The organism is Pseudomonas sp. 50_B (assembly GCF_017491625.1).
In the GTDB taxonomy this organism is placed as follows: domain Bacteria; phylum Pseudomonadota; class Gammaproteobacteria; order Pseudomonadales; family Pseudomonadaceae; genus Aquipseudomonas; species Aquipseudomonas danubii.
The window spans coordinates 112,398-136,281 of sequence record NZ_JAFGYX010000004.1 but is presented as its reverse complement, the minus strand read 5'-3'; the positions used below and the strand labels follow the sequence as shown (position 1 = coordinate 136,281).

Annotated in this window: 22 protein-coding genes; 17 read left to right on the top strand and 5 right to left on the bottom strand. The window is 62.8% G+C overall.

The window, feature by feature from the left end:
• Positions 1-107 precede the first annotated feature (107 nt).
• The 11 genes from J5M73_RS07340 to J5M73_RS07290 all read left to right on the top strand — a co-directional run bounded on the left by J5M73_RS07340 (position 108) and on the right by J5M73_RS07290 (position 10,559).
• Positions 108-500, top strand: a complete 393-nt coding sequence (locus J5M73_RS07340) for a VOC family protein (RefSeq protein WP_102864339.1) — start codon at positions 108-110, stop codon at positions 498-500.
• Positions 501-542: 42 nt separating this feature from the next.
• A complete protein-coding gene (locus J5M73_RS07335) occupies positions 543-896 on the top strand; it encodes a DUF1801 domain-containing protein (RefSeq protein WP_102864585.1) in 354 nt (117 codons plus the stop codon).
• A gap of 103 nt (positions 897-999) precedes the next feature.
• Positions 1,000-1,740 carry a class I SAM-dependent methyltransferase gene (locus tag J5M73_RS07330; RefSeq protein WP_102864340.1) on the top strand — a complete coding sequence of 247 codons (741 nt, stop codon included), beginning with the start codon at positions 1,000-1,002 and terminating at the stop codon, positions 1,738-1,740.
• Positions 1,741-1,764: 24 nt separating this feature from the next.
• Entirely contained in the window at positions 1,765-2,385 is a 621-nt protein-coding gene (locus tag J5M73_RS07325; protein WP_102864341.1) for a sugar O-acetyltransferase, read from the top strand.
• A 17-nt stretch (positions 2,386-2,402) separates the two neighbouring features.
• Complete coding sequence (gene cysC, locus J5M73_RS07320; protein WP_102864342.1) at positions 2,403-3,026, top strand: adenylyl-sulfate kinase; 624 nt, start codon at positions 2,403-2,405, stop codon at positions 3,024-3,026.
• Positions 3,026-5,350 carry an MMPL family transporter gene (locus J5M73_RS07315; RefSeq protein WP_102864343.1) on the top strand — a complete coding sequence of 775 codons (2,325 nt, stop codon included), beginning with the start codon at positions 3,026-3,028 and terminating at the stop codon, positions 5,348-5,350. The genes cysC and J5M73_RS07315 overlap by 1 nt, the downstream gene beginning before the upstream one ends.
• Before the next feature lie 31 nt (positions 5,351-5,381).
• Positions 5,382-6,185 carry an outer membrane lipoprotein-sorting protein gene (locus J5M73_RS07310; protein WP_102864344.1) on the top strand — a complete coding sequence of 268 codons (804 nt, stop codon included), beginning with the start codon at positions 5,382-5,384 and terminating at the stop codon, positions 6,183-6,185.
• Positions 6,182-7,393, top strand: coding sequence for a hypothetical protein (locus J5M73_RS07305; RefSeq protein ID WP_102864345.1), 1,212 nt, complete (start codon positions 6,182-6,184; stop codon positions 7,391-7,393). The genes J5M73_RS07310 and J5M73_RS07305 overlap by 4 nt, the downstream gene beginning before the upstream one ends.
• A gap of 54 nt (positions 7,394-7,447) precedes the next feature.
• Complete coding sequence (locus J5M73_RS07300; protein WP_102864346.1) at positions 7,448-8,617, top strand: hypothetical protein; 1,170 nt, start codon at positions 7,448-7,450, stop codon at positions 8,615-8,617.
• 84 nt (positions 8,618-8,701) lie between these two features.
• Positions 8,702-9,808: a bis-aminopropyl spermidine synthase family protein gene (locus J5M73_RS07295; RefSeq protein WP_162884138.1), complete on the top strand. Its 1,107-nt coding sequence runs from the start codon at positions 8,702-8,704 to the stop codon at positions 9,806-9,808.
• Positions 9,798-10,559: a PIG-L family deacetylase gene (locus J5M73_RS07290; protein ID WP_162884139.1), complete on the top strand. Its 762-nt coding sequence runs from the start codon at positions 9,798-9,800 to the stop codon at positions 10,557-10,559. The genes J5M73_RS07295 and J5M73_RS07290 overlap by 11 nt, the downstream gene beginning before the upstream one ends.
• Here J5M73_RS07290 and J5M73_RS07285 read toward each other — a convergent pair.
• From J5M73_RS07285 to J5M73_RS07270, 4 genes are read right to left on the bottom strand one after another with little or no spacing between them, the layout of a single operon-like run.
• Positions 10,499-11,371, bottom strand: coding sequence for a glycosyltransferase (locus J5M73_RS07285; RefSeq protein WP_102864349.1), 873 nt, complete (start codon positions 11,369-11,371; stop codon positions 10,499-10,501). The genes J5M73_RS07290 and J5M73_RS07285 overlap by 61 nt on opposite strands.
• Complete coding sequence (locus J5M73_RS07280; RefSeq protein WP_102864350.1) at positions 11,371-12,750, bottom strand: MATE family efflux transporter; 1,380 nt, start codon at positions 12,748-12,750, stop codon at positions 11,371-11,373. The genes J5M73_RS07285 and J5M73_RS07280 overlap by 1 nt, the downstream gene beginning before the upstream one ends.
• A gap of 28 nt (positions 12,751-12,778) precedes the next feature.
• Positions 12,779-13,855, bottom strand: coding sequence for a Gfo/Idh/MocA family oxidoreductase (locus J5M73_RS07275; RefSeq protein WP_102864351.1), 1,077 nt, complete (start codon positions 13,853-13,855; stop codon positions 12,779-12,781).
• Positions 13,852-15,060 carry a DegT/DnrJ/EryC1/StrS family aminotransferase gene (locus tag J5M73_RS07270; RefSeq protein ID WP_102864352.1) on the bottom strand — a complete coding sequence of 403 codons (1,209 nt, stop codon included), beginning with the start codon at positions 15,058-15,060 and terminating at the stop codon, positions 13,852-13,854. The genes J5M73_RS07275 and J5M73_RS07270 overlap by 4 nt, the downstream gene beginning before the upstream one ends.
• A gap of 615 nt (positions 15,061-15,675) precedes the next feature.
• Between J5M73_RS07270 and J5M73_RS07265 the strand changes: the two genes are divergently transcribed.
• The 5 genes from J5M73_RS07265 to J5M73_RS07245 are packed head-to-tail and all read left to right on the top strand — an operon-like array spanning position 15,676 to position 20,395.
• Positions 15,676-16,959, top strand: a complete 1,284-nt coding sequence (locus J5M73_RS07265) for an alkaline phosphatase family protein (RefSeq protein ID WP_102864353.1) — start codon at positions 15,676-15,678, stop codon at positions 16,957-16,959.
• The gene (locus tag J5M73_RS07260; RefSeq protein WP_102864354.1) at positions 16,956-17,915 is read left to right on the top strand and encodes a transglutaminase domain-containing protein; all 960 of its coding nucleotides are present in this window, start codon (positions 16,956-16,958) and stop codon (positions 17,913-17,915) included. The genes J5M73_RS07265 and J5M73_RS07260 overlap by 4 nt, the downstream gene beginning before the upstream one ends.
• A gap of 23 nt (positions 17,916-17,938) precedes the next feature.
• Complete coding sequence (locus J5M73_RS07255) at positions 17,939-18,682, top strand: SDR family oxidoreductase (RefSeq protein WP_162884140.1); 744 nt, start codon at positions 17,939-17,941, stop codon at positions 18,680-18,682.
• Positions 18,682-19,614 carry an ROK family protein gene (locus J5M73_RS07250; protein ID WP_102864356.1) on the top strand — a complete coding sequence of 311 codons (933 nt, stop codon included), beginning with the start codon at positions 18,682-18,684 and terminating at the stop codon, positions 19,612-19,614. The genes J5M73_RS07255 and J5M73_RS07250 overlap by 1 nt, the downstream gene beginning before the upstream one ends.
• 55 nt (positions 19,615-19,669) lie before the next feature.
• Entirely contained in the window at positions 19,670-20,395 is a 726-nt protein-coding gene (locus tag J5M73_RS07245; protein ID WP_102864357.1) for a hypothetical protein, read from the top strand.
• A gap of 228 nt (positions 20,396-20,623) precedes the next feature.
• Here J5M73_RS07245 and J5M73_RS07240 read toward each other — a convergent pair whose 3' ends face one another.
• The gene (locus tag J5M73_RS07240; protein WP_016968704.1) at positions 20,624-20,953 is read right to left on the bottom strand and encodes a hypothetical protein; all 330 of its coding nucleotides are present in this window, start codon (positions 20,951-20,953) and stop codon (positions 20,624-20,626) included.
• A gap of 568 nt (positions 20,954-21,521) precedes the next feature.
• Here J5M73_RS07240 and J5M73_RS07235 point away from each other — a divergent pair.
• Positions 21,522-23,882, top strand: coding sequence for a DNA polymerase II (locus J5M73_RS07235; RefSeq protein WP_102864358.1), 2,361 nt, complete (start codon positions 21,522-21,524; stop codon positions 23,880-23,882).
• Positions 23,883-23,884 lie beyond the last annotated feature (2 nt).

The window sequence follows — 23,884 nt, the reverse complement described above, 5'->3', positions numbered from 1 at the left end:
TCTGCACTGGCGGATCGCCCCGCTAACCGGGAAAATTCGCCTCGGCTCCAAGGCTGCCACCCAGGCGCCAGGAGCCTCATAAACAGGGTAATTAAAGGAGTGACACTGTGAAGTTTGGATACACGATTGTTTATGTTCCCGATGTTGAAGCCTCGATCCGTTTCTTCGAGGACGCCTTCGGTTTCTCCCGTCGTTTCCTCGACGAGTCCGGTGATTACGGTGAACTCGACAGTGGCGCCACGACCCTGGCCTTCGCCAGCCGCGGCCTGGCGGACTCCAATTGTGAAGGCGGCTACCAGTTCTGCAGCCCTCAGCACAAACCTCTGGGCATCGAGATCGCCCTGGTCACCGATGATGTGCCCAAGGCCCATGCCAAGGCCCTGGCCGCCGGCGCCACCGAGCACGCGGCTATTCAGCACAAGCCTTGGGGGCAGGTGGTTTCCTATGTGCGTTGCCCGGCCGGAACCCTGGTCGAGTTGTGCACTCCGGTGGGCCAGTGAGCACCGGGCTTGAGGTTGCGGGCTGCCAGGGAGTACGCGGTCATGGTTAAAACCGAGGATGCGGTCCTGGCGTTGCTCGAGGACATCGGCAGCACCCACGGAGCCTTGCTGGACATCGTCCAGCGTGTGCGCCAGGTGGTGGAGGAAACCTGCGGCGGCGTCGAGGAAATGGTCAAGTACGGGGGCATCATGTTTTCCCGTGCAGCGCCGTTCTGCGGGGTCTATGCCTATACCGACCATGTATCGGTGGAGTTTGGTCAGGGCTATCTGTTCGAAGACCCGCACGGGGTGCTCGAAGGCTCTGGAAAGTTTCGCAGGCATATCAAGTTGTTTGCTGTATCGGATGTTCAAAAGAAGCATCTTGCTGATTATGTAAGGCAAGCAATCACTCAATAGTCTTTTGAACTGAACACCTAACTAACGGTTGTTTCCTGCGGGGGATCATATCCCCCGCACGGGACCTTATTGCCCTGAAAAAACCACAGAGTGGAATGAGCACATGAACGATGCCAGCACTTACGGCGAAACCCTGGCCGATATCTATGACGACCTGTACGGCGAGGCTCCGGCCAATGCCATCGAGGTCCTGGTGGCAATGGCCGGCACCCGCGAGCCGGTGCTGGAGCTGGGGATCGGCACCGGGCGTTTCGCCTTGCCGATGCATGCACGCGGTGTGCAGGTGCATGGCGTCGATGCATCACCGTCGATGCTGGAGAAGCTGCGGGCCAAGCCCGGTGCGGCCGGCATTCCCCTGACCGAGGCGGATTTCGCCACCCTGGAAGGGGTCGGGGGCGGTCCGTTCAGCCTGGCCTTCTGCACCTTCAGTTCATTGTTCCTGCTGCTGTCCCAGGCCGCCCAGGTCAGTTGCTTCAAGGCCACCAGCGCCTTGCTCAAGGACCATGGACGCCTGGTGATCGAGACCTTTTATCCGGACCTGTCGCGCTACGGCAAGGACCAGCCGGTCTATGTCGGCGGCCTGGAGCGCAACGAAGTGCTGCTGGAAGCTTCGCGCCTGGATGCCGTCGCGCAGCGGGTCAGCTGCCGCTTTATCCGCATGCAGGAGCAAGGGGTGAAAGTGATTCCGGTGGAGCTGCGCTATGCCTGGCCGGCGGAACTGGACCTGATGGCCGAGCTGGCGGGCATGCGCCTGGTGCAGCGCTGGTCAAGTTGGGACAAGACGCCTTTCGTCGAGGGCTCGTTCAAACATATATCGACCTATGAAAAGTTGCCCCAGGCCTGACTTTCCAGAACTTCGGAGTTGGACATGGACGTTTCTCAATCACCACGCATTGTGATCGACGAAAGTCGTTCGGCCCGCGAGTTGATGCTCGCGGGAGAGTGGTTCTGTACGCCTGATCTGGAACTTGCGCGCATGCGTTTTCGCTCCCAGGCATTGCAACGACGCTTTAACGATTGCTCTGTTCTGGCGTTCAAGGAGCAGCAGGCCCTGCTGGCGAAGTTACTCAAGCGAGTGGGCCTGAACAGTTGGATAGAACCCAACTTTTATTGTGATTACGGGGTGCATATCGAGATTGGCGATGAGGTGTTTATCAACATGAACTGCACCTTTCTGGACGCAAACCGGATCCTCATCGGCGATCGCACCTACCTCTCGCCCGGCGTACAGCTGATGACCACCGCCCACCCCCTGGACCCCCGGGCACGTACGGTGCGCATCGACGCTCGCCTCAAGTGCGTGCAGCGGGCGGCACCGATTGTGCTGGGCAACGATGTGTGGATCGGCGCGGGGGCGGTGCTGTTGGGCGGGGTGGAGGTCGGCGATGGCAGCGTCATCGGCGCCGGCAGCGTGGTGACACGCTCGATCCCGGCCGGGGTACTGGCGGCAGGTAATCCCTGCCGAATCATCCGCTCGGTGTACGAGTGAACCTACTGGATCTGTTTATGAGAGACGTGACAGTGAATATCGATGACACAGGCAAGGGCCACACCGGCGCTATCGCCTCCCTCGGCGAGGCGGCCGGCCGGTTCGTCCATGGACCGTTGTGTGTGTGGTTCACCGGCCTTTCGGGGGCCGGCAAGTCGACCCTGGCCAGGGCCCTGGAAGCGCGGCTCGGGCAGTTGGGCGCACGAGTGCGGGTCCTGGATGGCGACGACCTGCGTGGCGGGTTGAACAGCGATCTGAAATTCAGCGCCGCCGACCGCAAGGAGAATATCCGCCGCCTGGGGGAGGTTGCCCGGCTGTTCTACGACAGTGGCTACATCGTCCTGGTCAGTGCGATTTCGCCATTCATTGAAGACCGCGAGCGGGCGCGGGCGTTGTTTGCCGCGCCGTCGTTCATCGAGGTGCACGTCGCCACTGCTCTGGCCTTGTGCGAAGCGCGCGACCCCAAGGGCCTGTATGCCAGGGCCCGCAGTGGCCTGCTGCCGGAGTTCACCGGGATTGACAGTGCCTACCAGCCGCCGACGGCCTGCGAGTGCCTGATCGAGACGGCAGGGCGCAGTGTCGACGACGGCGTCGGGCAGTTGCTGGAAGTCATTGGGCGCATCGGTGGAGGACATCATTGATGGCCACTTCGACCTTCGAGCGCGTGCTCAAGCGTTACCGTTTCTGGCTGTTTGCCCTGGTGCTGGTGCTGGTCGCGGGGTTGTCCTGGGGGATGACCTCGATCCGCTTCGCCGCCGACTACCGGGCGTTTTTTCCCGAGGGCGAAAAAACCGTCGAGCAACTGGACGCCTTGCACCGGCAGTTTGGCAAGTCCGACACCCTGCTGTTCGTGATCAAGAACCCCAAGGGCACGGTGTTTACCCGGGAGTACCTGGAGCAGTTGCATGAGCTGACGCAACAGGCCTGGCACATTCCCCACGCTTATCGGGTGGACTCGGTAACCAACTTCCAGCATGTGTTCGCCGAAGGCGACACGGTGCATGTCGAGGCCCTGGTACGCGAGCCCACGGACCTGACGCCGTCCCACATCGAGTTGATGGAGCGCCTGGGACGCAATGACATCGAACTGGTCAAGCGCCTGGTGTCCAGCGATGGCCAGACGCTGGGGGTGCTGGTCACCCTGCAGTTTCCGCCACAGACCCTGGATGCGGCGCTGGCCGCCACCGCCGAAGGCCAGCGCCTGCTGGATGACTTTGCCCGCAAGAACCCGCAACTGCAGGTGCACCTGACCGGGCTGGCGGCCGTGGAGGCGGCCTATCCGGCAGCGGCGCAGCAAGACATGGCGGTGCTCACGCCGTTGATGTACCTGATCATTCTGCTGGTGAGCGTGCTGATGCTGCGCAGTCTTGGCGCCCTGCTGGTGGTGCTGATCGCCATCAGCATGGCCACCGCCGCGACCCTGGGCGCCAGCGGCTGGCTGGGCTTTGAGGCGACGGCCTTGACCGGCCTGCTACCGACCATTGTTCTGGCGACCTCGGTGGCGGAGATCATGCACGTGCTGTCCGCCGCGCGGCAGATGAGCGCTGAGTATGGCCAGCGCCGGGTGGACCTGGCCTGCGCGGCGATCAAGGACACCATCAAGCCGATTGCCATTGGCACGGCGACCAATGCCGTGGGTTTCTATAGCCTGGTGTTCGCCGCGTCGCCGCCCTACAAGGAGTTCGGGGTGCTGGCGGCCATCGGTGCGGTCATGGCGTTGCTGGTGACCATTTCGGTGGCCGCGGTGCTGATCCCGCTGCTGCGGCTCAAGCCGCTTGAGGGGGCCGCCAGCCGGCGCTATTCGCTGTACATGGAGCCGTTGTTGCGCTACCCGAAGCTTTGGCTGCTGGGGTTTGTGGTGCTGTTCGTGCTGGCGATCGAGCCGGCGCGCAACAACCTGATCAATGACCGGATCGTGGAGAACTTCGACACCAGCATCCCGGTGCGCAACGCCACCGAGTTCGCCATGGACAACCTGTCCGGGATCTATCGCCTGGAATATGTCGCCACCTCGGCCAGGGGCGATATTTCCGATCCGGGCTTTCTCGTCGAACTGGACCGTTTCGCCCAGTGGCTCAGGACTCAGCCGGAAGTCGATTCGGTCACCACCCTCGGTGATGCCCTGAAGAAGCTCAACCAGACCATGAACGGCGGGCAGGCCGGGGAATACCGCTTGCCCAGCGACCCGGCGTTGGCCGCACAGATGCTGCTGGTGTACGAAATGTCACTGCCGTTCGGCCTCGACCTGGGCAGCCAGATCAACATCGACAAGTCGGCCACGCGCCTGGTGGTGACCCTGAGCCGGCTCGACACCCAGCAGATCCGCGACATCAAGCAGCGGGCCGATGACTGGTGGCAGACCCATGCCGATCGTGCGGCGCTGGTGCCGAGCCTGGGCACCGGCGAGGCGGTGGTGTTTGCCAACCTCACGCACATCAGCATCGAGTACATGGTCAATGGCCTGCTGTTCGAACTGGTGACCATCACCCTGATGGTCGCGCTGTTCCTGCGCAACGCCGGCCTGGGGTTGATCAGCATCCTGCCCAACGTCTTTCCGTTCTTCATCATGTTCGGCCTCTGGGGCCTGTGGCGCGGTGAGATCAATACCGCGGCGATCAATGTCTGCGTGGTGGTCTACGGCCTGATCGTCGAGGCCACGATCCACATCATGAGCCACTACAAGGAACTGCGCCTGGTGCAGGGCCACCCGCCACGAGAGGCACTGCGCCTGACCTACCAGCATGTGCTGCCGTCGGTGTTCGCCAATGCGGTGATTCTCGCCTCGGGCTTCATGGTGATGACCTTGTCGCCGTTTTCGATGAACGCCGATTTCGGCCTGCTGGCAGTCATCGCGATTTTCCTCGGACTGATCTTCGACGCTCTGTGCCTGCCCCTGGTGCTGCTGACCTTTGACCGCTTCCTGTGGGGCCGCGCCGCCACGCGACTGGCCACGCGCGAAGCCTGAACCCGACCCGTATTCAGAGAAGGAATCGACAATGAACTGCAATGCCGTATCGAGCGTCTGCCTGTCACTCTGCGCACTGCTGTACCAGGGGACATCGCTGGCCAGCCCGGAGCAGGAACTGGGGCAGCAATACGCCCATCACTGGCGCGACAGTGACCTGGGCTACCAGGACACCAGTGCCAGAATCCGCCTGACCCTGGTGGAGAAGGAGGGCGCCAGCACCGACCGCTTCATGCGCATGAACAGCTTCGAAACCGCCAGCACGGCGGTGGGCGACAAGGTGCTGCTGACCTTCGAGGCCCCGGAGAACATCAAGAATTCCCGGGTGCTGATCCACTCCAAGATCAAGGAAGGCGATCAGGTCTGGCTGTACCTGCCGGCCCTCAAGCGGGTCAAACGGGTGGCGGCGGCCGACCGTTCCGGGTCGTTCTCGGGCAGCGAGTTTTCCTACGAGGACATTGGCTCAATGGAAGTCGGCAACTACGACTACCAATGGTTGCGCGACGAACCCTGCGGCGACTTCCAGTGCGCGGTGGTCAAGCAGGTGCCGCTGTATCCGTATTCGGGCTATTCGTCGATCTGGGTCTGGTACAACAAGACCGACTACCGGCAGATGAAGACCGAGTACTACGACCGCAAGGGCAGCAAGTTCAAGACCCTGACCCTGGGTGACTACCAGTTGTTCCTGGGGCGCTACTGGCGTGCCCTGAACATGACCATGGTCAATCACATCACCGGTCGGCAAACCGTGCTGGTCAGTTCCGACGTGCAGTTTCGCACCGGCATCCGGGAGGACGCTTTTGAACCTGCAAGGCTTGGAAACCTGACGCAATGAATCCAGGCAAGGTCCACCGCAGGCTCCAGGCGTTGATGCTGGGGCTGTGCTGGAGCGTCACCCAGGTGCAGGCCGAGGCGGAGCAGGGGTTGTCGGCGAAGATCGCGCTCAAGCGCTACTTCTTCAGCTCATCGCCGGCCGAAGGCGTCGACGATGGGCAGCTGTCCGGCACCGCGCAACTGGGCCTGGACTACCAGTACCTGCAGAGCTGGGACAGCCTGCGCCTGCGCCTGGTGGTCAACCCGCGCTACCTGGAGAGCGGGTCCAGGGACCCGCGGCCGAGTTTCTATTGGGATGAGCTGTTCGTGCTCCTCGAGCAGGACAACCGTGAGCTGAAAGTGGGGCGGATCAAGGAGCATTGGGGTGTCATGGAGACCCGCCAACTGGTGGATGTGATCAACACCTACGACAACCTCGACGGTCTGCAACCGGAAGAAAAGCTCTCGCAGAAAGCCATCAAGCTGGGCAGCACCCTGGGGCCCGGGCATCTGAGCCTGTACCTGCTCGACGGCTTCGAACCGGTGCAGTTCTACAGCGAGCCGGCGCGGTTTGCCGCTTACCGGGTCCAGCCAGCGGCCGAGTACATCCACGGTGCCGATCCGGATTCCCTGGATCTGGCGGCGCGTTATTTCGTCTCGGTGGCCGACCTGGACATCGGCCTGAGCTACTTCAAGGGCACCAATCGGTCGCCGGCATTGCGCGCCGAAGGTGACAGCCTGGTGGCCCAGTACACCGAGGTCACGCAATGGGGGCTGGATGCGATCTGGGTCAGGGAACAATGGTTGTACAAGCTCGAGGCCCTGGATCAGCGGGTTAGCGACAATGCCTACAGCTCGCGCAAGCTGTCGGTGGGGCTCGAATACGCGATTAACCGGGCCTGGCGCGATGCCGACCTGAGCCTGATCGGTGAATACCACCACGACCGTGACCAGCCCCTGGCCCCGGTGAGCATCTTTGATCGCAAGTTCCTGTTGGGGGCGCGTCTGGAACTCAACGATGCCCATTTGTCCTCGGTGTTCCTGGGCTACACCGCGCAGGCGTCCGATCTGCGCAACAACATGCTCAGCGCCTCCCTCGACCTGGGGCTCAGCGATGCAGTGCGGGCCGGTGTCAGCGCGGCGCTGATCAACAGTTCCGCGAGCGACGTGGTCTGGGATGCGCTGGCCAGCGATTCCCACGTGGCGTTGGAGCTTTCCTATTCATTCTGATCGTACCGGCGCGCGCCGGGCCGATCCCATGCAATTGCTTAAAGGGATAACGCCATGGATACCTTGCTACAGATCATCGGATTCGGGCCTGCGGCCCTGGGTCTGTTCATTACTGCAGATCGCAATGGCCGTTTGCAGCAATTGCTCGACTGCGGGTTGCAGGTGCATGAGCGCAGTGCCTCCCTGGAGCAGTGGGATGGCCTGGGCTACGAAATCGAAGCCAATTCGCCGATTGCCGATTTTCTTGGCGGCATTCGCCGCGACGGGGTGTTTGCCCAGTGCCTGGATCAACCCCAGGTCCAACGCTGGCTGCAGGTTCCGGAGCAGGTAGTGCCCCTGGTGCAGGTCTCGGCGTTTCTGCGTCAACTGGCGCAGGTGATCATCGAGCGCTGTCAGGCTCACCCCAGAGCGGCGATCCATTTTGCCCACGGGGTCGAGGACGTCCGATGCGAGGCGGATGGCTTCACGGTCAGTGGTGGCTGGGGTAACAGTTCCAGCCGTTACCTGGTGCTGGCCTGTGGCGCCCGGGTGCGTGACCTGCAACCGCAGGAGGCGATGCCGGCCACTTCGGTGCTGTGCTCCGACCGGGTGCTGCGGGGGCGGGTTGACCCGATCCTGCGCCAGACCCTGGAGCAAGGGCGGCCAGTGGTGGTGCTGGGGGGCAGTCATAGCGCCTTTTCCGTGGTCGGCTACCTGCTTGAGCGTTTCACCGGACTGCTCGGCCTGGGGTCGATCCAGGTCCTGTGCCGTCGCCGCCCGGCATTGTGGGCGGCCTCGACCCGGGTTGCCGCGCCATTGGGGGCCCAGGACCGGGTGGATGAGGACAGTGGCGAGGTCAACCGCTTCTGCGGCTTGCGCGGTGCCGCCCAGGACACCCTGCTGCAGATCGAGGCTGGCGCGCGCGCCAGTGTCGTCTTGCACATCGGCTCCACCGATCCGCAACCCTGGCTCGCCCGCGGTGCGCTGTTGATCAATGCCACCGGTTACCGACCCCGATTGCCCGGGCTGCTGGATGCCCAGGGCCGTCAACTGCGCCTGGACCAGCGCGACGGCAACCTGTGCAAGCACCCGCAGAGCCACGAACTGACGGTGGGCGGCCAAGCGGTGCGCGGGTTGTTCGGCACCGGGCTGGGGTTTTCCGACCGGCGCGGCGCGACCCTGGAAGTCGGGGTCAACTTCTTTCACGGCCGTTGTGCCGGGAACATTCTGCACGCCGTGCTCTGACGGCATCTCACTTCAACCAGGCATACAGGAGGCTGCATGCACACACTCGCGGCAACTCGATCGGATCTACAGACAGGACTGGCGATGCTGCCCAGCGCTTTACCCGCGGACCCCGCCGCACTGGACGACCTGCTGTCCAAACTCGCCACCCCCCAACGGGTCTATCAATTGCTGTCGTCGCGCCTGACGGTGCGGCAGGTGCTCTGGTGCCTGGCGCAACTGCTGGCCGAGGGACAGCTGCGCGTGGTGCCGGGAGGCTCGCCGCAGCGCTTTGTCCGGGAGGGGCCGGATGAGACTCCGCTGCCGGGCTGCGGCCTGCATCTGGTGGGCGACGACAGCCTGCGCCTGAACCCGCATTTTCGCGAGATCCTCACCGATCTCATCAGTGACAAGCAGAGCCAGTACAGCCAGTCCGTCGAGACCTACGAAACCTTGATCCGTCGTTACAAGATCATGCAGAGCCTGGGCGACTTGAATCACGAGGCGCTGTTGCTGTTGGGGGATGACGCGTTGTTCTCGCTGTTCCTCGCGGTACATGGTTATCGCCGACGGATCGTCGTGGCGGACATCGACCCGCAGTTGCTGGCGACCATTGCCCGGGTCGCGGCGCAGCAGGGTTTCAATAACATCGAGGTGGTTCAGTACGATGTCTTCCAGCCCTTGCCCCAGAGCCTGGTCGGGCAGTTCGACTGCTTTGCGGTCAATGGTTTCAAAGACCTGGGAGGCTTGCTGATGTTCGTCTGTCGCGCCTTGCAGGCACTCAAGGCGCCACCGGCCATGCGCAGCGGCTACCTCAACTTCGGCAGTCACGATGTGCTGTCAGTGGAGCAGGTCAGGCAGGAGGTCGAGATGCATCAGGCGCTGCTGCGCTTTGGTCTGTACCTGGACTACTGCGTGCCCTGTCCCGAAACCCATGTGTGCAGTGCCTTCGAGGAAGCCTTCAGCGCCAGCGCGCAACGCCTGGCCGAGGTGCCGCCGGTGTTGCGAGTGCAGGCGTGCGAGCGTGAACTGCAGGCGCTGTACCAGGCCTTTTCCCACCTGTCCTGGGTGCAGATGCGCAACTTCCCGGACATCCAGCTCTCGCCCCTGAAGATGGGCCGCTGCCGGGTGGTGGAGCGCAATGACCGGGAGATCTCCCGGTTCCTGCGCTTGGGCCAGTTGTACGCAGGCAGCACCGCCAATGCCCAGTGAGGCCGGCAATGGCCGGGTGGTGGTGCTGTCGCCGCACCCGGACGATGGGGTCTGGTCCCTGGGCAGCGGCCTGGCACGCTGGGCGCCGCGGCAGGAGATTGAGCTGTTGAGCCTGTTTGCCGGCGACGCCCCGGCGGGGCTGACCCGGGCCCGTGCGCCGGAGCAGCGCTGGCGCTGTTTTTCCACGCCCGGGCAACGTCGCGCCGAGGATCGGCGTGCCGCCGCAGTCCTCGGCTACGGCTGTTCGAACCTGGAGGCAACGGATGGTGCATTGCGTCTGGATCAGGGCGGAGGTTTTGCGCATGCCAGCCTGCAGTCGCTGTTCCTGGACAGCACCCCGGCCTCCTGGCCAGCCCCGGAGGCTGCCCTGGTGGCTGCGCTGCAAGGTTTTCTACGGCCGCAGGATGTGGTCTGCGCGCCGCTGGCCATCGGGGGGCATGTCGACCATTGCCTGACCCATCGCCTGGCCCGCGAGCTGCCTAACCGGGTGTATTTCTACAGTGAGTTTCCCTATGCCGAGCAGTTGTCGCAGCAGGCGCTGCAGGGGCATGTGCGGGCCTTGGGCCTGCAGCTGCAAGCCCGGGATATTGCCTGTTCCTGGCCGGCGTGGCGCGAGGCGGCGCTGTGCTACCGCTCCCAGGTGCTGATGCTGTTCGCCGGTCAGGGCCGTTTTCTCCAGGCCCTGCAGCGTCACTGCCGCGTACAGGGGGACACGGCGTTCTGCCGGATCTGGTCGACCCGGGCGATGTAGCGCTGCACCGAGCCGGTGGGCGAGAGCAGTTCGTCCAGGGCCAGGGCCTCGGCGATTGGTGCCTGGGCCTGGAACAGTTGCAGGTTATGCCGATGGTCCTCCCAGCGCTGGGGATTGTGATGGGACATGTGGTAACCGCAGGCGCGGGGTTCCAGGCTCAGCCTGACCCCGGCCCGCCACAAGCGGTAGCCCAGGTCCAGGTCTTCCATGCCCCAGCGTCGGCCATAGGACGCATCGAACCCGCCTACTTGGCGCCAGGCGCTGCGCGACAGGGAGATGTTCGCCCCGGCACTGGCCAGCCATGGCCACTGGCTGGCCCGTGGATGTTCTGCGGCCTGCTCCAGGGGATTGGCCAGGGTCCGCGCGCTCTGTGGTGTCCAGCGCCCGGTCAGCAAGTCTTCCACCAGGATCGGTGGGCAGCCGACGGTGCCCAGGGCCGGATCGCTCACCGGACCCAGGGCAATCAGTTCCCGCAGCCGGCCGTGTACCAGGCCGCCGTGTGCCTGCTGGGCCTGCAGGTGGGCCTCGAAGAAACCGTCCTGGACCAGGATGTCATCGTCGAGAAACAGCAGGATCTCACCCCTGGCGACACTGGCCCCAAGATTCCTCGCCGCTGCGCGCCCCAGGCCCGGCGAGCTGAGCAGCCGTACGTCCGGCAAGGATTCGACCAGGGCCAGTACGGCGGGCTGGGCGCCGTCGGCGACGATCACGGTCTCGAATTCACAGCGTGCCTGTTGGCGCTGCAGGCTGGCCAGGGTCAGGCGCAGGCGCTCGGCCTTGGCATGCACCGGAATGATCACGGAGAGCTGCATCAGGCACCTTCGTCGCGCAAGTCGCTGGCAGGGCCAGCCTGGCCGGGCTGGTGGTTCAGTTGGTGGTGGCGCTGGGTCATGAGCACCGCAGCGATCAGGTTGCCGATCAGCATGGCTTCCACCAGACCATTGAGGCCGCGCTGCCAGTGCAGGGTCAGCAGCCAGCCCAGGGGCACCATCAGCAGCAGGTAGGCAATGGCATGGATCAGGGTGGGGGCCATGGCGTCTTCGCGTCCGCGCAGGGCATTGGACATGATTCCCTGCCAGGCATCGAAGGGCAGCGCCAGGGCCAGTAGCAGCATGCTCGGCAGGGCCACGGCCAGCAGTTGCGAGTCATGGCTGTATTGCGCCAGCAACGGTTCCGGCAGGGCCGCCAGGACCAGGGCGCAGAAGGTGCTCAGGGACACCCCCAGCAGCAGCCCGGCGCGGGTCGACAGCTTGATGTCCGGCAGGTCGCGGTTGCCGTGGGCCATGCCCACCTGGATCGAGGTGGCAAAGCCGACCCCCATGGGAATCATGAACAGGATCGAGCGGATATTGACCAGCACCGCGCAGGCGGCGGCAATTAACGGCGAGGCCACTGCGGCCATGACCGCGATGAGCATGAAGGCCAGGGCTTCGATGCCGAAGCTCAAGCCGCCGCCGTAACCGATGCGGCGCTGCATCTGCCATTGCGACCAGGCCCAGCGAAAACGCTGGTTGATCGCGAAATCGTCACGGTCAGCCATGATCCGGTGCACATACAGCACGATCGCCAGTGCCATCAACAGCCGGACAATGGTGGTGCACCAGGCTGAGCCCAGGGCGCCCATTTCCGGCAGGCCGAACTCGCCGTAGACCATGGCGTAGCACAGCGCTGCGTTGACCAGGTTGCCGCCCAGGATGACCAGGGTGGCGGGCATGGGGCGAGAGATGCCTTCGAGGAAAAACGAGTAGGCGATGTAGATCAGGATCGCCGGCAACCCCAGCGCCACGATGACCATCAGTTCGGCAATGGCCGCGGCCAGCTCCGCCTGCACCCCGAACCGCGCGAGCAAGGGCAGGCTGGCGACACTGGCCAGGGCGCAGGCCAGCCCGAGACCGAGGGCCTGGACCACTCCGCGCTGGGCGGCCAGGCCGGCGGCGCGCGGGTCCTGCTGGCCGATGGCGATCGAGCCCATGACCAGGATGCCGAACAGCAACCCGGCGGCAATCAGCATGTAGGTGTCGGCAATCGCGTGGGTGATGGAGATCGCCGCCAGCGACTCGGTGGCATAGCGCCCGACCATGATGGTGTCCACCAGGGACAGCAACAGGAAGCCGATGCGCGACACGACGATCGGCCCCGAGAGTTTGGAGAGTTGCAGCAACTTGTCTTTGAGCGGTGTGGAACTGGCCATGGGAGTGGCTCCTGGCTGCGGTGCCCGGTCAGTGATCTGGCCGGGCGGTGCAAGATGGCGTGAGATGGGGGTAGAGGGCGGACATCGCCGAGGCCAGCGAGCGCAGCTTGCGGTACTCGTGTTCGCGGGTCTGCGCACAAGTGCCCAGGCTGGCGATGCGGCTGCCGAGGAAGTCCCGGTAGGGCGCGAGGTTGTCCTCGGCGGCGAAGGCCAGAGAGGTCTGGGTGCCGTCCACGGTCAGGGTCAGGCTCGGCTGTTGGATGCGGTTCTGGCTGAAGCCGAAGGTGGTGCGCAAACACAGCTCACCGGCGCTGCCGTACAGGGTGATACGGGTTTCATCGTGCTCCTGGTGGCTGGCCCAGGCAGTACTCATGCGCACCAGCGTGCCGCCCCGGGCCTGCAGGCAACTGAATGACTGCGACTCGACTTCGATCGCGCCTCCCGGGCCCTGGTCGCCACGCCAGGTGGCCTGCTGTTGAGCTTCATCGGCGGTCGCCGGCACATGGTTGCACAAGGCCGCGTCGATCAACGGATAGTCCAGTGCATGCAGAGCCACCTCCAGCAGGTGCCAGCCCAGGTCCGCGCCCGAGCCGGCCAGGGCCTGGCTGGCCTGGGTGAACCAGGAGCCCGGGCGCGGCACCCCACGGCGCCGACGCCAGCTGACATCGATGCAGTGCAGTGTGCCCAGCGCGCCCCGGGCCGCGGCCATGGCGCGAACGTCGCTGCGGTGGGCCGCCGCGGCGCTGACCAGGAGTTCGGCACCGGTTTCACGGCTGCAGCGGATCAACTGTTCGGCATCCGCGGAGGACAGGCAGGCGGGTTTTTCCAGGATCACGTGCAATCCCTGGCCCATGGCCCTCAAGGCCTGCTGCACGTGATGCACGTTGGGCGAGCAGATCAGGGCCAGATTGCAATTGTGCAACGCCTGGTCACTCATGCAGCGATGCCAGCGCGGGCCAGGCGACATGGCAGGGAAGGCCGTACTCGCATCGGTCTGTGGATCGATCACCGAGACAATGTGCGCATTGTGTTGCACCAGCAGTGGTGCCCAGACATTGCGCACCACCCAGCCGGCTCCGACGAGGGCTATACGGGGCTCGATCATCGTTCGCCGGCCAGATGCTGGTGGACCTTGGCGATGGCCGTGGCGATGTCCAGGGTGTCCTGTTCATTGCCGAGCAGGGCGCGGTGATGGATCCAGATACCTCGTTGTGCCATGTGCTCGGTCACCGGACAGGAGGCGATGCATTGGGCCAGGTCCTGCCGGGTCGGTGCCGGTGCCTGCCAGAAGCTGGGAATGCGGTACAGCGCCTGGTAGGAGCGGAACGCCGGGATGCCTTCGGCCACCAGGCAGTCCACCACCCGGTTGCGATCCAGCGCGCGCTGGCCCGGGAGGTCGTTGAGGGTGAACAGGAACATGTAATAGGGATGGGTGTGGGCATCTTGGGTGCGCACCTGTGCGGTGACCAGTCCCTGGCGGGCCAGGGTGTCACTCAGGAGCCGGGCGTTGTGCTGGCGCACACGGGTCTGTTGCTCCAGGCGTGAAAGCTGGACACCAAGCACCGCGGCGCTGAACTCGCTCAACCGGGCATTGGTGCCGACCACGGTGTGCTGATAGCTGCGATCACCCAGCGGACGCCCGCAATTGCCATACAGGAAGACCTTCTCGCGCAGCTCTTCGTTGGGGCACAGGACCAGGCCGCCTTCACCGGCGGTCATCAGCTTGAAGTTCTGGAAACTGAAGCAGGCCAGGGAGCCATACTCGCCGATCCCGGTATCTGCGTAGCCCCGCGCGCCGTGGGCATGGGCGGCGTCCTGGATGATCACCAGCCGATGCTGGTCGGCGATTCTCGACAGGCTGAGCATGTCGCACATGTGCCCAGCCATGTGTACTGGAATGATGGCTCGGGTGCGGGGGCCGATGTTCGCCAGCACGGCGGCCGGGTCGATGCACAGCGTGTCGGGCAGTACATCCACGGCAATCGCGGTGGCACCGATACGCTGGCAGGCCATCGAGGTGGAGATGAAGGTGAACGCCGGCACTATGACCTCGTCACCGGCACCGATGCCTGCGGCTTGCAGGGCGATTTCGATCGCCACTGTGCCGTTGCTCACCGCAAAGGCCGAATGGGCGCCGTGCATCTGCGCGAAGGCCTGTTCGAAGTCCAGGTTTTCGCAGCCTTGCATGCGCCACCACTGGCCCTGATGCAGGCTGCGCAGCAGAGCGCTTTCCTCTTCGGCGCCAAACTGTGGCCAGCCGGGATAAGGGGTTTGTCGAACAGGGGTACCGCCATCAATAGCCAGGGTCATACATCCATTCCCTTGGAAAGGTTGATAAATAAACAGGCAAGCAGATGTTTACCGGGATGTTTTGGAAGAAGTCCCGGTGTTTAAAGTGTCTTTCCTGAAGTTGTAGTTGGGCTGCCAAATGTGTCGCGCTATAGGTTTTGTAGTTCGTGGGTGGTGCTTCCCTAGTTGTTATTTTCAGAGTCGCCGTGAAGATAACATGGGATTAAAAGCTGGGTGCAAGGTTATTTTTAGTAATCCTTTGTAATATTGTGAAATACTCTCGGAGTTGCAGTTGTCGTGTCCGAATTAATCCCTGTGTTAAAAAATCGGAAATAGCTGATTTGTCCTGAAGCCCCCGTTCTGAATGGCTTTGAGGTGGGTTGGTGGCGGGCGTAGGCGCGCTTTATAAGAATAGCTGACGTCAAGGAAGTGTCGTTTCATATCTGGGAATTTATATGCAGCTCTCCTTTTTAAATAAAGGAGTGGTTTGTGTCTTTCTGCTTTTTATTCGCTTTCTTGACAGGGTGGTATTCGCGATATTGCAAAGGGATTGTCACTTTGCGGTCATGTCTAAGTGTTGGTTCGGTATTCACTAAGTTTGCCGGATTCAGGGATGATAAGAGGCTAATTGATATTATGAAGACATTGATTGTCATTGCCGAAGGGATGGACCCACTGGTACTGGAGTCCGAAGTTGCCAAAGGCCGGCTTCCATGGTTCTCGCAGCGCTTGGGCGCGCACTCTTATCGGCATTTGAATTGTGGGCCGGTGCCCTATGAGCCAAGCAACCTGGCGACCGCTTTCTCGGGGGTCAACCCGGGTCGGCATGGCTGCTTTTCCTACTGGAGCGCCCACAGTTCGGGGGAGATTCCGCGGATTCTCGAAACCACCGATGTCATGGCGCCCCGGCTTTGGGAGTGGCCGGAAATGGCCGGTCAGCGTTTTGCGGTGGTCAATGTGCAGCTCACCCATCCGCCGCGGCCGCTCAATGGCACGCTGATTACCTACCCGATGCACAACTCAATGAATACCAGCCACCCGCGCAGCCTGCTGCGCGACCTGAATGCCCAGGGGGTGCGCTACGCCCATGACGTTTCGCTGTTCTACACCGGGCAGCCCTTCGACGAGTTCGCAGCCCAGGCCTTCCGGATTGCCGAGCATCAGCTCGACAGCGCCATGGCGCTTGCGCAAGAGGCGGATGTGATGATCGTCAACCTGACCCTGGCCGATCGTCTGTCACATTTCATGTGGTACGAAATGCTTGAGTCCGAGCCCGCGCAGCGCCCGCAGATTCTGCGCGCTTATGACTTCATCGACCGTGCCTGCGAGCGTCTGCAGTCCCTGGCTCCAGAGTCGATGCTGGTGTTTTCCGAAATGGGCTTCGGCGAACTGGCGGGGTTCTTCTCCATCGATCAGCACTTGCGGGCCGCGGGCCTGCAAGTGCTCGACGAGCAGGGGCAGGTTGACCTCAAGCGCAGCGTCGCCCTGGAGACGGTGCAGGGTTCCCATGGGGTGATGTTGTGCGCCGACCTGTGCAATGAAGGGCACGCCAGCGCTGCTCAACGCCAGGCGGTGATGCAATGCCTGAGTGACATCCGCTTTGCCGATGGGCAGCCGGCGCTGGCCAGCGTCCGTGCCCGGGAGGAGGTGTACCAGGGCCCCCATACTCACCTGGCCCCGAGCCTGATCGTGACTCCGGCGGACCCCAAGCGCCCACCTTTGGGCGATCCGCGCTGGGCCAACCACGTGCGCCGCACCGCGCAGTCGGGATGGCATCGCGACTGCGGCTTCGTGCTGCTGGATGGGGCCAGGATCAAGGCCGCGCCGGGGCCCCTTCAACTGCAACAGATCGCCCCGACAATCGCCGGGCTGAGTGGTTGTCAGGCGGCTGCCCAATGTGAAATGACGAGCTTCGCATGACCAGCCTGGCGCTTGTTCGGCAGCCGTTGGCGCAAGCTGTTCTCGATAACCTGGGCAAGGTCGAGGATCACCATCGCCGGTTCAGCGTGGCGGCAGGGGAGGCGGGGCTCTATGGCTTTGTCGACAGTGACTTGCAGGCACTGAAGTCCATCGGCCTGGTGTCGCGTATTCAGGAGCACGACGAGTTCTTCGATCCTGACGATCTGTACAGCCTGTCCCTGCACCTGCGCTTGCCGTCGTTGCACAAACTGGCCATGCGCAGTTGGGCCACGGCGTTTCGCCAGTCCGATCGTCAGCGACAGGTTGAACTGGTGTATACGCTCAACGAGAAACAGCCGCCCCAGGGGCCGATCCAGGTGCTGACCGCCGCGGAGCGCCTGTGTGTGCTGGAGGCACCGCAGGGCGGTGACTTCTATCGCCAATGCCTAGTCATACCGGGCCAAATGCGGCTCCTGCCGAGTCCGTTTCGGGAGCTGATCGAAGAGGTCAGTGCCGGCATGCAGTTCTACATGCTGCATGACGGAGTTCGTTGGGATCTTGAATTCATGAGCCGGCACAAGCTGGCCGAATGCGGTGGCTTCTCGAAACTGCTGGTTGAGCGGGCCAAGGCACTCGGCTTGCCTGCCAGGCAGGTATTCGGCCTGCTGCTCAGTTCCCCCTATGCCACCGGCCATTACTGGGCCGAACTGCAGATCTGTGGTGAGTGGATTGCCGTGGACCCCTTGATGATCCGCCTGCTGTCACAGCAGGCGGGGCTTGTCTGTGATCAATGGCCGCTGCACAGGTCACCGCTGGGCGCGCTGTTGAGGCTGTGCGTTGTCGAATCCTACGACCACAACGGAGCTCCCTGCCTGAGCTGCTTCGAAGACAAGTACTTTCGCCAGCTTCCTGTGGCGACGGCAGGAACCACGCAGTACCGGGTGTCATACAGGGTAGCGGTTCAGCTGCCTGTTTAAATCGATTGCAGATAGGGAAAATCATGCTGGAACTGAATGGACGGGTGTGCCTTGTCACAGGGGCTTCAGGTGTGCTGGGCGCTGCGATATGTGAAGAGCTGGTCCGCGAAGGCGCTTGGGTCTTCGGGGTCTATCAACACAACATCGAGCGTATGCAAGCCCTGGTCGCCGAGACCGCGGAGCTGCCTGGCACACTGATTCCGGTCGCTTGCGACCTGACATGCGCAGAAGATACCTCAAGGATGCTGGTCACCCTGGCCGCTGACTCAAGGCCGATTCATGCCTTGGTCTGTTGTGCCGGGAAGATGTTGCGCAAGTCTGCCCTGCTCAGCAATCAACTCGATGGCGACCCGCTGTTCGAACTCAATGTCGAGGCCACGATCCGCCTGGTGCGTCAGGTTGTGCGGCCGATGCTGGGGCAGCGAGCCGGGCGCGTGGTGCTCCTGGGGTCACTGGCCGGCGAGAGCGGGATGCCCGGGCAAAGCCTTTATGCCGCGTCCAAGGCGGCGCTGCATGGTTACGCCCGATCACTGGCCTTTGAGGTCGGTGGGTTCGGCATCACCGTCAATGTGGTAGCTCCGGGGGCCGTGGCCGGACCACCGACCCATTACAGCGCCGCCGAGGAACAGCAGGTGTGCCAGCGTATTGGCCTGCGACGCTTGGGACGCCCCGAGGAAGTGGCGGCAGTGGTCGGCTTTCTCGCCTCGGCCCGGGCCTCCTATATCAACGGTGCGGTGATCGCGGTCGATGGCGGAGGGCGTTTCTGATGCATTGCGCAAGTATCGACCTGGGCGGCAGCAAGATGGCCCTTCACTTCAGCATCGCCGGACGCGTTGTGCAGCGTGAGCGCATCGAGATTCCGGCCGGTTGTGTTCCGCAAAGCATTCTTGAACAGGCGGTGGTCCTGTTGTGCCAGCAAATAGCGCTGTACGGCCCGATCAATTGCCTGGTGATTGCCAGCGCGCCGACGATCAATGCCGACGGCACAATCATTCGCTGGCCCAATCGACCCGACTGGGAAGGCCTGGCCATCGGCCCGGCTTTTCGCATCGAGGGGGTCGAACGGGTGATCTGGTGCGATGACGGAACGGCGGCGACTTTCGGCGATGCCACGGTCATGCGTGCCTCCAACCTGGTGCATTTTTCCCTGGGCACCGGGGTTGGTGGCGGCGTGGTCTATCAGGGCCGCATGTTGCCCGATCGCGAATTGGGACACCTGCTGGTCTGGCCCGGAGGAGCGCCCTGCAGTTGTGGACGGGCGGGTTGTCTGCAGGCCTATGCGTCGTTCCGTTCACTGGACAAGTTTGTCGCCTCGATGGGCTTTTCCGATGAGGCCACGCTTAACCACTGGCGCTTGCGGGCGGTACAGGCCCTGGCGCTGGCCACGGCCAACCTGGTGGAGCTGTTCCGGGTGGAGGTGATCTGCCTTGGCGGGGGCATGCTCGGACGCTTCCCGGAAATTCCCCATCAGGTGGGCATGCTGCTGCGCGAGCCGGGCTACCTGAAACCCTCCTTGAATCCGCCCCTGGTGATGCATTCCCCCCAGGGCACCGAAGCCTCGGTGCTGGGCGGGTTGTATCTGGCCCAGGCCAGCCACGAAGTGCAGAACGAGATTTGCGAAGGTGGCATTGACAACTCCAGGGTCAGCATTCGCCATGTCAGCAACGGCATGAGTTTTATCTCCATGAGCTCGAGGTGAATGGGCGCATGGCAGGACACAACGGATGTATCCATTCTGAGAAAAGGCAAACGATATGATCAACGAACCAATCCACGAGCCCAAGCGCCTCAAGAAAGTCCTGGCCGCCTCTGTGCGTGCCTGGCTGACGCCGAGTCGGCTGGCGATGTACTTGATAGGCGTGATGATCTTTTCGCTGGGGGCACTGTTCTTTATTGTCAGCCGATTGGGCACCGATCCACTGGATGTGTTTGTCATCGCCTTGAACAATCATCTGCAGGTGGGACTGGGGGCTTGTTCTGCATTGTTCTCCGTGGGCTTGTTGCTCTGGTGGGCACTGTGGAACAGGCAGTGGCCGCCGATCAGTCCCTTTGTGACCACGACCCTGACCGGACTGTTCATCGATCTCTGGCTGTTTCTGGAGTTTGACGAGGTGTTGGCGGCGGCCCTGGGGCCTTATGTGCTGCTCGCCATTGGCTTGGGGCTGTGCGCTTATTCCTCGGCGCTGATCATCATGAGCGGGATCGGCATCCGGGTCATCGATTTGCTGGTGATCAGCATGATGAACAAACTCGGTTGGTCCTTCACCCTGGCGAAGATGGTTCTGGAGATTTCGGTCTTTGTCCTCGGCTGGTTCATGGGTGGGCCATTCGGCATCGGGACCATCGCGTTTCTATTGATCATCGCGCCGATGATCAAGCCCTTCATGAACATGAACGAGCGTTACCTGCGCATGGGCAACTATGGGCTAAAGCGCCGCGATGTGTATTTCGTCCCTCCGGCGTCGCTCACTGGCAAGTAAGGCCGCTGTGCTCGAAGAGCATGCCCAGGTGCCGGATCGAATGGTCGAGAAACAGGCGCGTCAGGGAAGTTCCGAGCCACTTGTTGCAACGCTGTGGCAAGTCATGAGGGGAGTGAAAGTTGCTAGAGGTGGGCTGCAACACGCAGAAGTTGGTTATGTGCCGTGTTGCAGTTGTTCCAGGAAGAGGGTGGATCAACGGGTGTTCAACCCGTTGATCACACAAGGTACTCAACAAAACCGATCAATAACCCGAACTTCCGACTTGTCCCGCAGCGATTGCCATTCGGCTTTCAGGGTCTCCAGGACCCGACCGATGAAGTCTTTGTCGGCGGCGGCTTTCTTGCCGACGTAGCCCTGGCCGCGGCGGTACATCTTCAGGCGGGCCGCCAGTTCCTGGTTGTTCTGGTCGAACTCTGCTTCATGGCTATGGGGCGACAGGCAGTCGATATGCACTTGGCCCGACTTGGCAATCCACAGGATGTGGCTGTCGTGGCTGTCTTTCTGTGCGGCGAACATACGTGCCAATTCATCAATAGTGGGTTGATTATTAAGATTCATTTGTAGCCCCCTTGACCATTTATCGATCTATCTAAGTTGATTCGCTAATTCATCTTGCTACGTCGGTAAGTTGAACCCTGATACCGGAAACAGGGCGACAGAGGGTGTCTGTCGGATACAGATAAGGCCCAGAGCCTGATGCGTGTAGTTGCCTTGATTAACTGCTACGCAATAGCGTCACAACGAAGAGAAGCAGCGTAAACCTGGATGAAGCTGCCGACATTCCCACCATCGGCCACAAGCATCTTGAAGAGTTTTCGCTAGCTTGCTGTCCTTGTTCTGGACGATCAATGCCAGGTCAGTTTCATCAATCTGCCTTGTGGGCAGTACACATCCGGGTCACAGCTCGGCGGTCAGACGAGCTTGCTCATAACACCTTTGCCTCGTCCCCCGATCGGGGGGACGCCTGCATCATGCAAGGGCGAAATCCTCTCGTCAACGGTTTTGTAGTGAAAATTTTAAGGCACTACATATTGTCTGACAAAAGCCGAAAAGCCATCACTCAGGCCCCCCAATGCCGGTCAGGGCAGGTAGAATCGGCGCCTTGAAATGTTCTGAGGTTGCAGCGGTGGATGTACAACAAGGCTTCGTCCTGACCCGGCACTGGCGCGACACGCCGGCGGGCACGGAAGTCGAATTCTGGCTGGCCACCGATCAGGGGCCGCGCCGTATCCGCTTGCCGTTGCAAACGTCCGTGGCCTTTGTTCCGGCGGCCCAGCGGGCCCAGGCCGAGCGTTTGCTGGCCGACGACCCGGATGTCCAGCTGCGCCCCTTGCAGTTGCGGGACTTCCACCAGCGCCCGGTGCTGGGCATGTACTGCCCGCAGCACAATCAGCTGATGCGCCTGGACAAGACCCTGCGCCGTGCCGGTGTCGAGGTGTTCGAGGGCGACGTTCGTCCGCCCGAGCGCTACCTGATGGAGCGTTTCATTACCGCGCCGGTGTCCTTTGGCGGCCAGCCAGGGCCCGACGGCCTGTTGCTTGAGGCGCAGATGAAGCCAGCGCCGGACTACCGCCCGACCCTCAAGCTGGTGTCCCTGGACATCGAAACCAGCGAGCGCGGTGAGTTGTACTCCATTGCGCTGGAGGGGTGTGGCCAGCGCCAGGTGTACATGCTCGGCAAGGCCCGGGAGGACGACAGCCCGGTGGACTTCGACCTGGAGTTCTGCACCAGCCGCGAGCAGTTGCTGGAGAAACTCAACCAGTGGCTGGCCGAGCACGACCCCGACGCGATCATTGGCTGGAACCTGGTGCAGTTCGACCTGCGGGTGCTTCACGAACATGCCCGGCGCCTGGCCGTGCCCCTGCGCCTGGGGCGTGGTGGCGAGGAAATGCAATGGCGCGAGCACGGCAGCCGCACCCATTACTTCGCCTCGGCCGCCGGGCGCTTGATCATCGACGGCATCGAGGCATTGCGTTCGGCGACCTGGAGTTTCCCGTCCTTCAGCCTGGAGAACGTGGCCCAGACGCTGCTGGGGGAGGGCAAGTCCATCGACAACCCCTACCAGCGCATGGACGAAATCAACCGCATGTTCGCCGAGGACAAGCCGGCCCTGGCCCGCTACAACCTCAAGGACTGCGAGCTGGTGACGCGGATCTTCGCCAAGACCGAGCTGCTGACCTTCCTGCTGGAGCGGGCCACGGTCACCGGCCTGCCCGCCGACCGCAGCGGTGGCTCGGTGGCGGCCTTCACTCACCTGTACATGCCGCTGATGCATCGCCAGGGCTTTGTCGCGCCCAATCTCGGTGAGCTGCCGCCCCAGGCCAGCCCCGGTGGTTTTGTCATGGATTCGCGGCCCGGGTTCTACGAGTCGGTGCTGGTGCTGGACTACAAGAGTCTGTACCCCTCGATCATCCGCAGTTTCCTGATCGACCCGGTGGGGCTGGTGGAGGGCCTGCGTCAACCGGATGACCCGCACTCGGTGCCAGGCTTTCGCGGCGCGCGCTTCTCCCGTACCCGACATTGCCTGCCCTCGATCGTGACCCGGGTCGCCGAGGGCCGCGAAGTGGCCAAGCGCGAGCACAACGCGCCATTGTCCCAGGCCCTGAAGATCATCATGAACGCCTTCTACGGCGTGCTCGGCTCCAGCGGCTGCCGCTTCTTCGATCCACGCCTGGCGTCATCCATCACCTTGCGTGGCCACGAGATCATGGCCCGTACCCGGCAGTTGATCGAAGCCCAGGGTCATCAAGTGATCTATGGCGATACCGACTCCACCTTCGTCTGGCTCGGCAGCCTGCATGACGAGGAGCAGGCGGCGCTGATCGGCCGCGGCCTGGTGGCCCACGTCAATCAGTGGTGGCGCGAGCATCTGCAGCAGCAATACGGCCTGGACAGCGCCTTGGAGCTGCAGTTCGAAACCCACTACAAACGCTTTCTGATGCCCACCATCCGCGGCGCCGAGGAGGGCAGCAAGAAGCGTTACGCCGGCCTGGTGCAGCGCGCCGATGGCAGTCAGGAGATGGTCTACAAGGGCCTGGAGACCGTGCGCACCGACTGGTCGCCCCTGGCCCGGGAATTCCAGCAGGAGCTGTACCAGCGCATCTTCCACCGCCAGCCCTATCAGGACTATGTGCGCGACTACGTGCAACGCACCCTGGCCGGGCAGCTGGACGATTTGCTGATCTACCGCAAGCGCCTGCGCCGTCCCCTGGACGACTACGAGCGCAACGTGCCGCCCCATGTGCGCGCGGCGCGCCTGGCGGACGAGTACAACCGCGAGCAGGGCCGGCCCCTGCAGTACCAGAACGGTGGCTGGATCAGCTACGTGATCACCCTGGCCGGCCCCGAGCCCCTGGAAAACCGCCGCGCGGCCATCGACTACGAGCACTACCTGACCCGGCAACTGCAACCGGTGGCAGACGCCATCCTGCCGTTCGTGCAGGACGACTTCAGCACCCTGGTGGGCGGGCAGATGGGCCTGTTCTGAGG

Excerpts from the sequence above, each read along its gene's own strand:
- J5M73_RS07290 (WP_162884139.1), top strand. The coding sequence starts at position 9,798 with ATGCCCAGTGAGGCCGGCAATGGCCGGGTGGTGGTGCTGTCGCCGCAC.
- J5M73_RS07295 (WP_162884138.1), top strand. The coding sequence starts at position 8,702 with ATGCTGCCCAGCGCTTTACCCGCGGACCCCGCCGCACTGGACGACCTG.
- J5M73_RS07305 (WP_102864345.1), top strand. The coding sequence starts at position 6,182 with ATGAATCCAGGCAAGGTCCACCGCAGGCTCCAGGCGTTGATGCTGGGG.
- J5M73_RS07300 (WP_102864346.1), top strand. The coding sequence starts at position 7,448 with ATGGATACCTTGCTACAGATCATCGGATTCGGGCCTGCGGCCCTGGGT.
- J5M73_RS07245 (WP_102864357.1), top strand. The coding sequence starts at position 19,670 with ATGATCAACGAACCAATCCACGAGCCCAAGCGCCTCAAGAAAGTCCTG.
- J5M73_RS07270 (WP_102864352.1), bottom strand. The coding sequence starts at position 15,060 with ATGACCCTGGCTATTGATGGCGGTACCCCTGTTCGACAAACCCCTTAT.
- J5M73_RS07250 (WP_102864356.1), top strand. The coding sequence starts at position 18,682 with ATGCATTGCGCAAGTATCGACCTGGGCGGCAGCAAGATGGCCCTTCAC.
- J5M73_RS07315 (WP_102864343.1), top strand. The coding sequence starts at position 3,026 with ATGGCCACTTCGACCTTCGAGCGCGTGCTCAAGCGTTACCGTTTCTGG.
- J5M73_RS07275 (WP_102864351.1), bottom strand. The coding sequence starts at position 13,855 with ATGATCGAGCCCCGTATAGCCCTCGTCGGAGCCGGCTGGGTGGTGCGC.
- J5M73_RS07260 (WP_102864354.1), top strand. The coding sequence starts at position 16,956 with ATGACCAGCCTGGCGCTTGTTCGGCAGCCGTTGGCGCAAGCTGTTCTC.
- J5M73_RS07240 (WP_016968704.1), bottom strand. The coding sequence starts at position 20,953 with ATGAATCTTAATAATCAACCCACTATTGATGAATTGGCACGTATGTTC.
- J5M73_RS07285 (WP_102864349.1), bottom strand. The coding sequence starts at position 11,371 with ATGCAGCTCTCCGTGATCATTCCGGTGCATGCCAAGGCCGAGCGCCTG.
- J5M73_RS07330 (WP_102864340.1), top strand. The coding sequence starts at position 1,000 with ATGAACGATGCCAGCACTTACGGCGAAACCCTGGCCGATATCTATGAC.
- J5M73_RS07325 (WP_102864341.1), top strand. The coding sequence starts at position 1,765 with ATGGACGTTTCTCAATCACCACGCATTGTGATCGACGAAAGTCGTTCG.
- J5M73_RS07310 (WP_102864344.1), top strand. The coding sequence starts at position 5,382 with ATGAACTGCAATGCCGTATCGAGCGTCTGCCTGTCACTCTGCGCACTG.
- J5M73_RS07280 (WP_102864350.1), bottom strand. The coding sequence starts at position 12,750 with ATGGCCAGTTCCACACCGCTCAAAGACAAGTTGCTGCAACTCTCCAAA.
- J5M73_RS07255 (WP_162884140.1), top strand. The coding sequence starts at position 17,939 with ATGCTGGAACTGAATGGACGGGTGTGCCTTGTCACAGGGGCTTCAGGT.
- J5M73_RS07265 (WP_102864353.1), top strand. The coding sequence starts at position 15,676 with ATGAAGACATTGATTGTCATTGCCGAAGGGATGGACCCACTGGTACTG.
- J5M73_RS07335 (WP_102864585.1), top strand. The coding sequence starts at position 543 with ATGGTTAAAACCGAGGATGCGGTCCTGGCGTTGCTCGAGGACATCGGC.
- cysC (WP_102864342.1), top strand. The coding sequence starts at position 2,403 with ATGAGAGACGTGACAGTGAATATCGATGACACAGGCAAGGGCCACACC.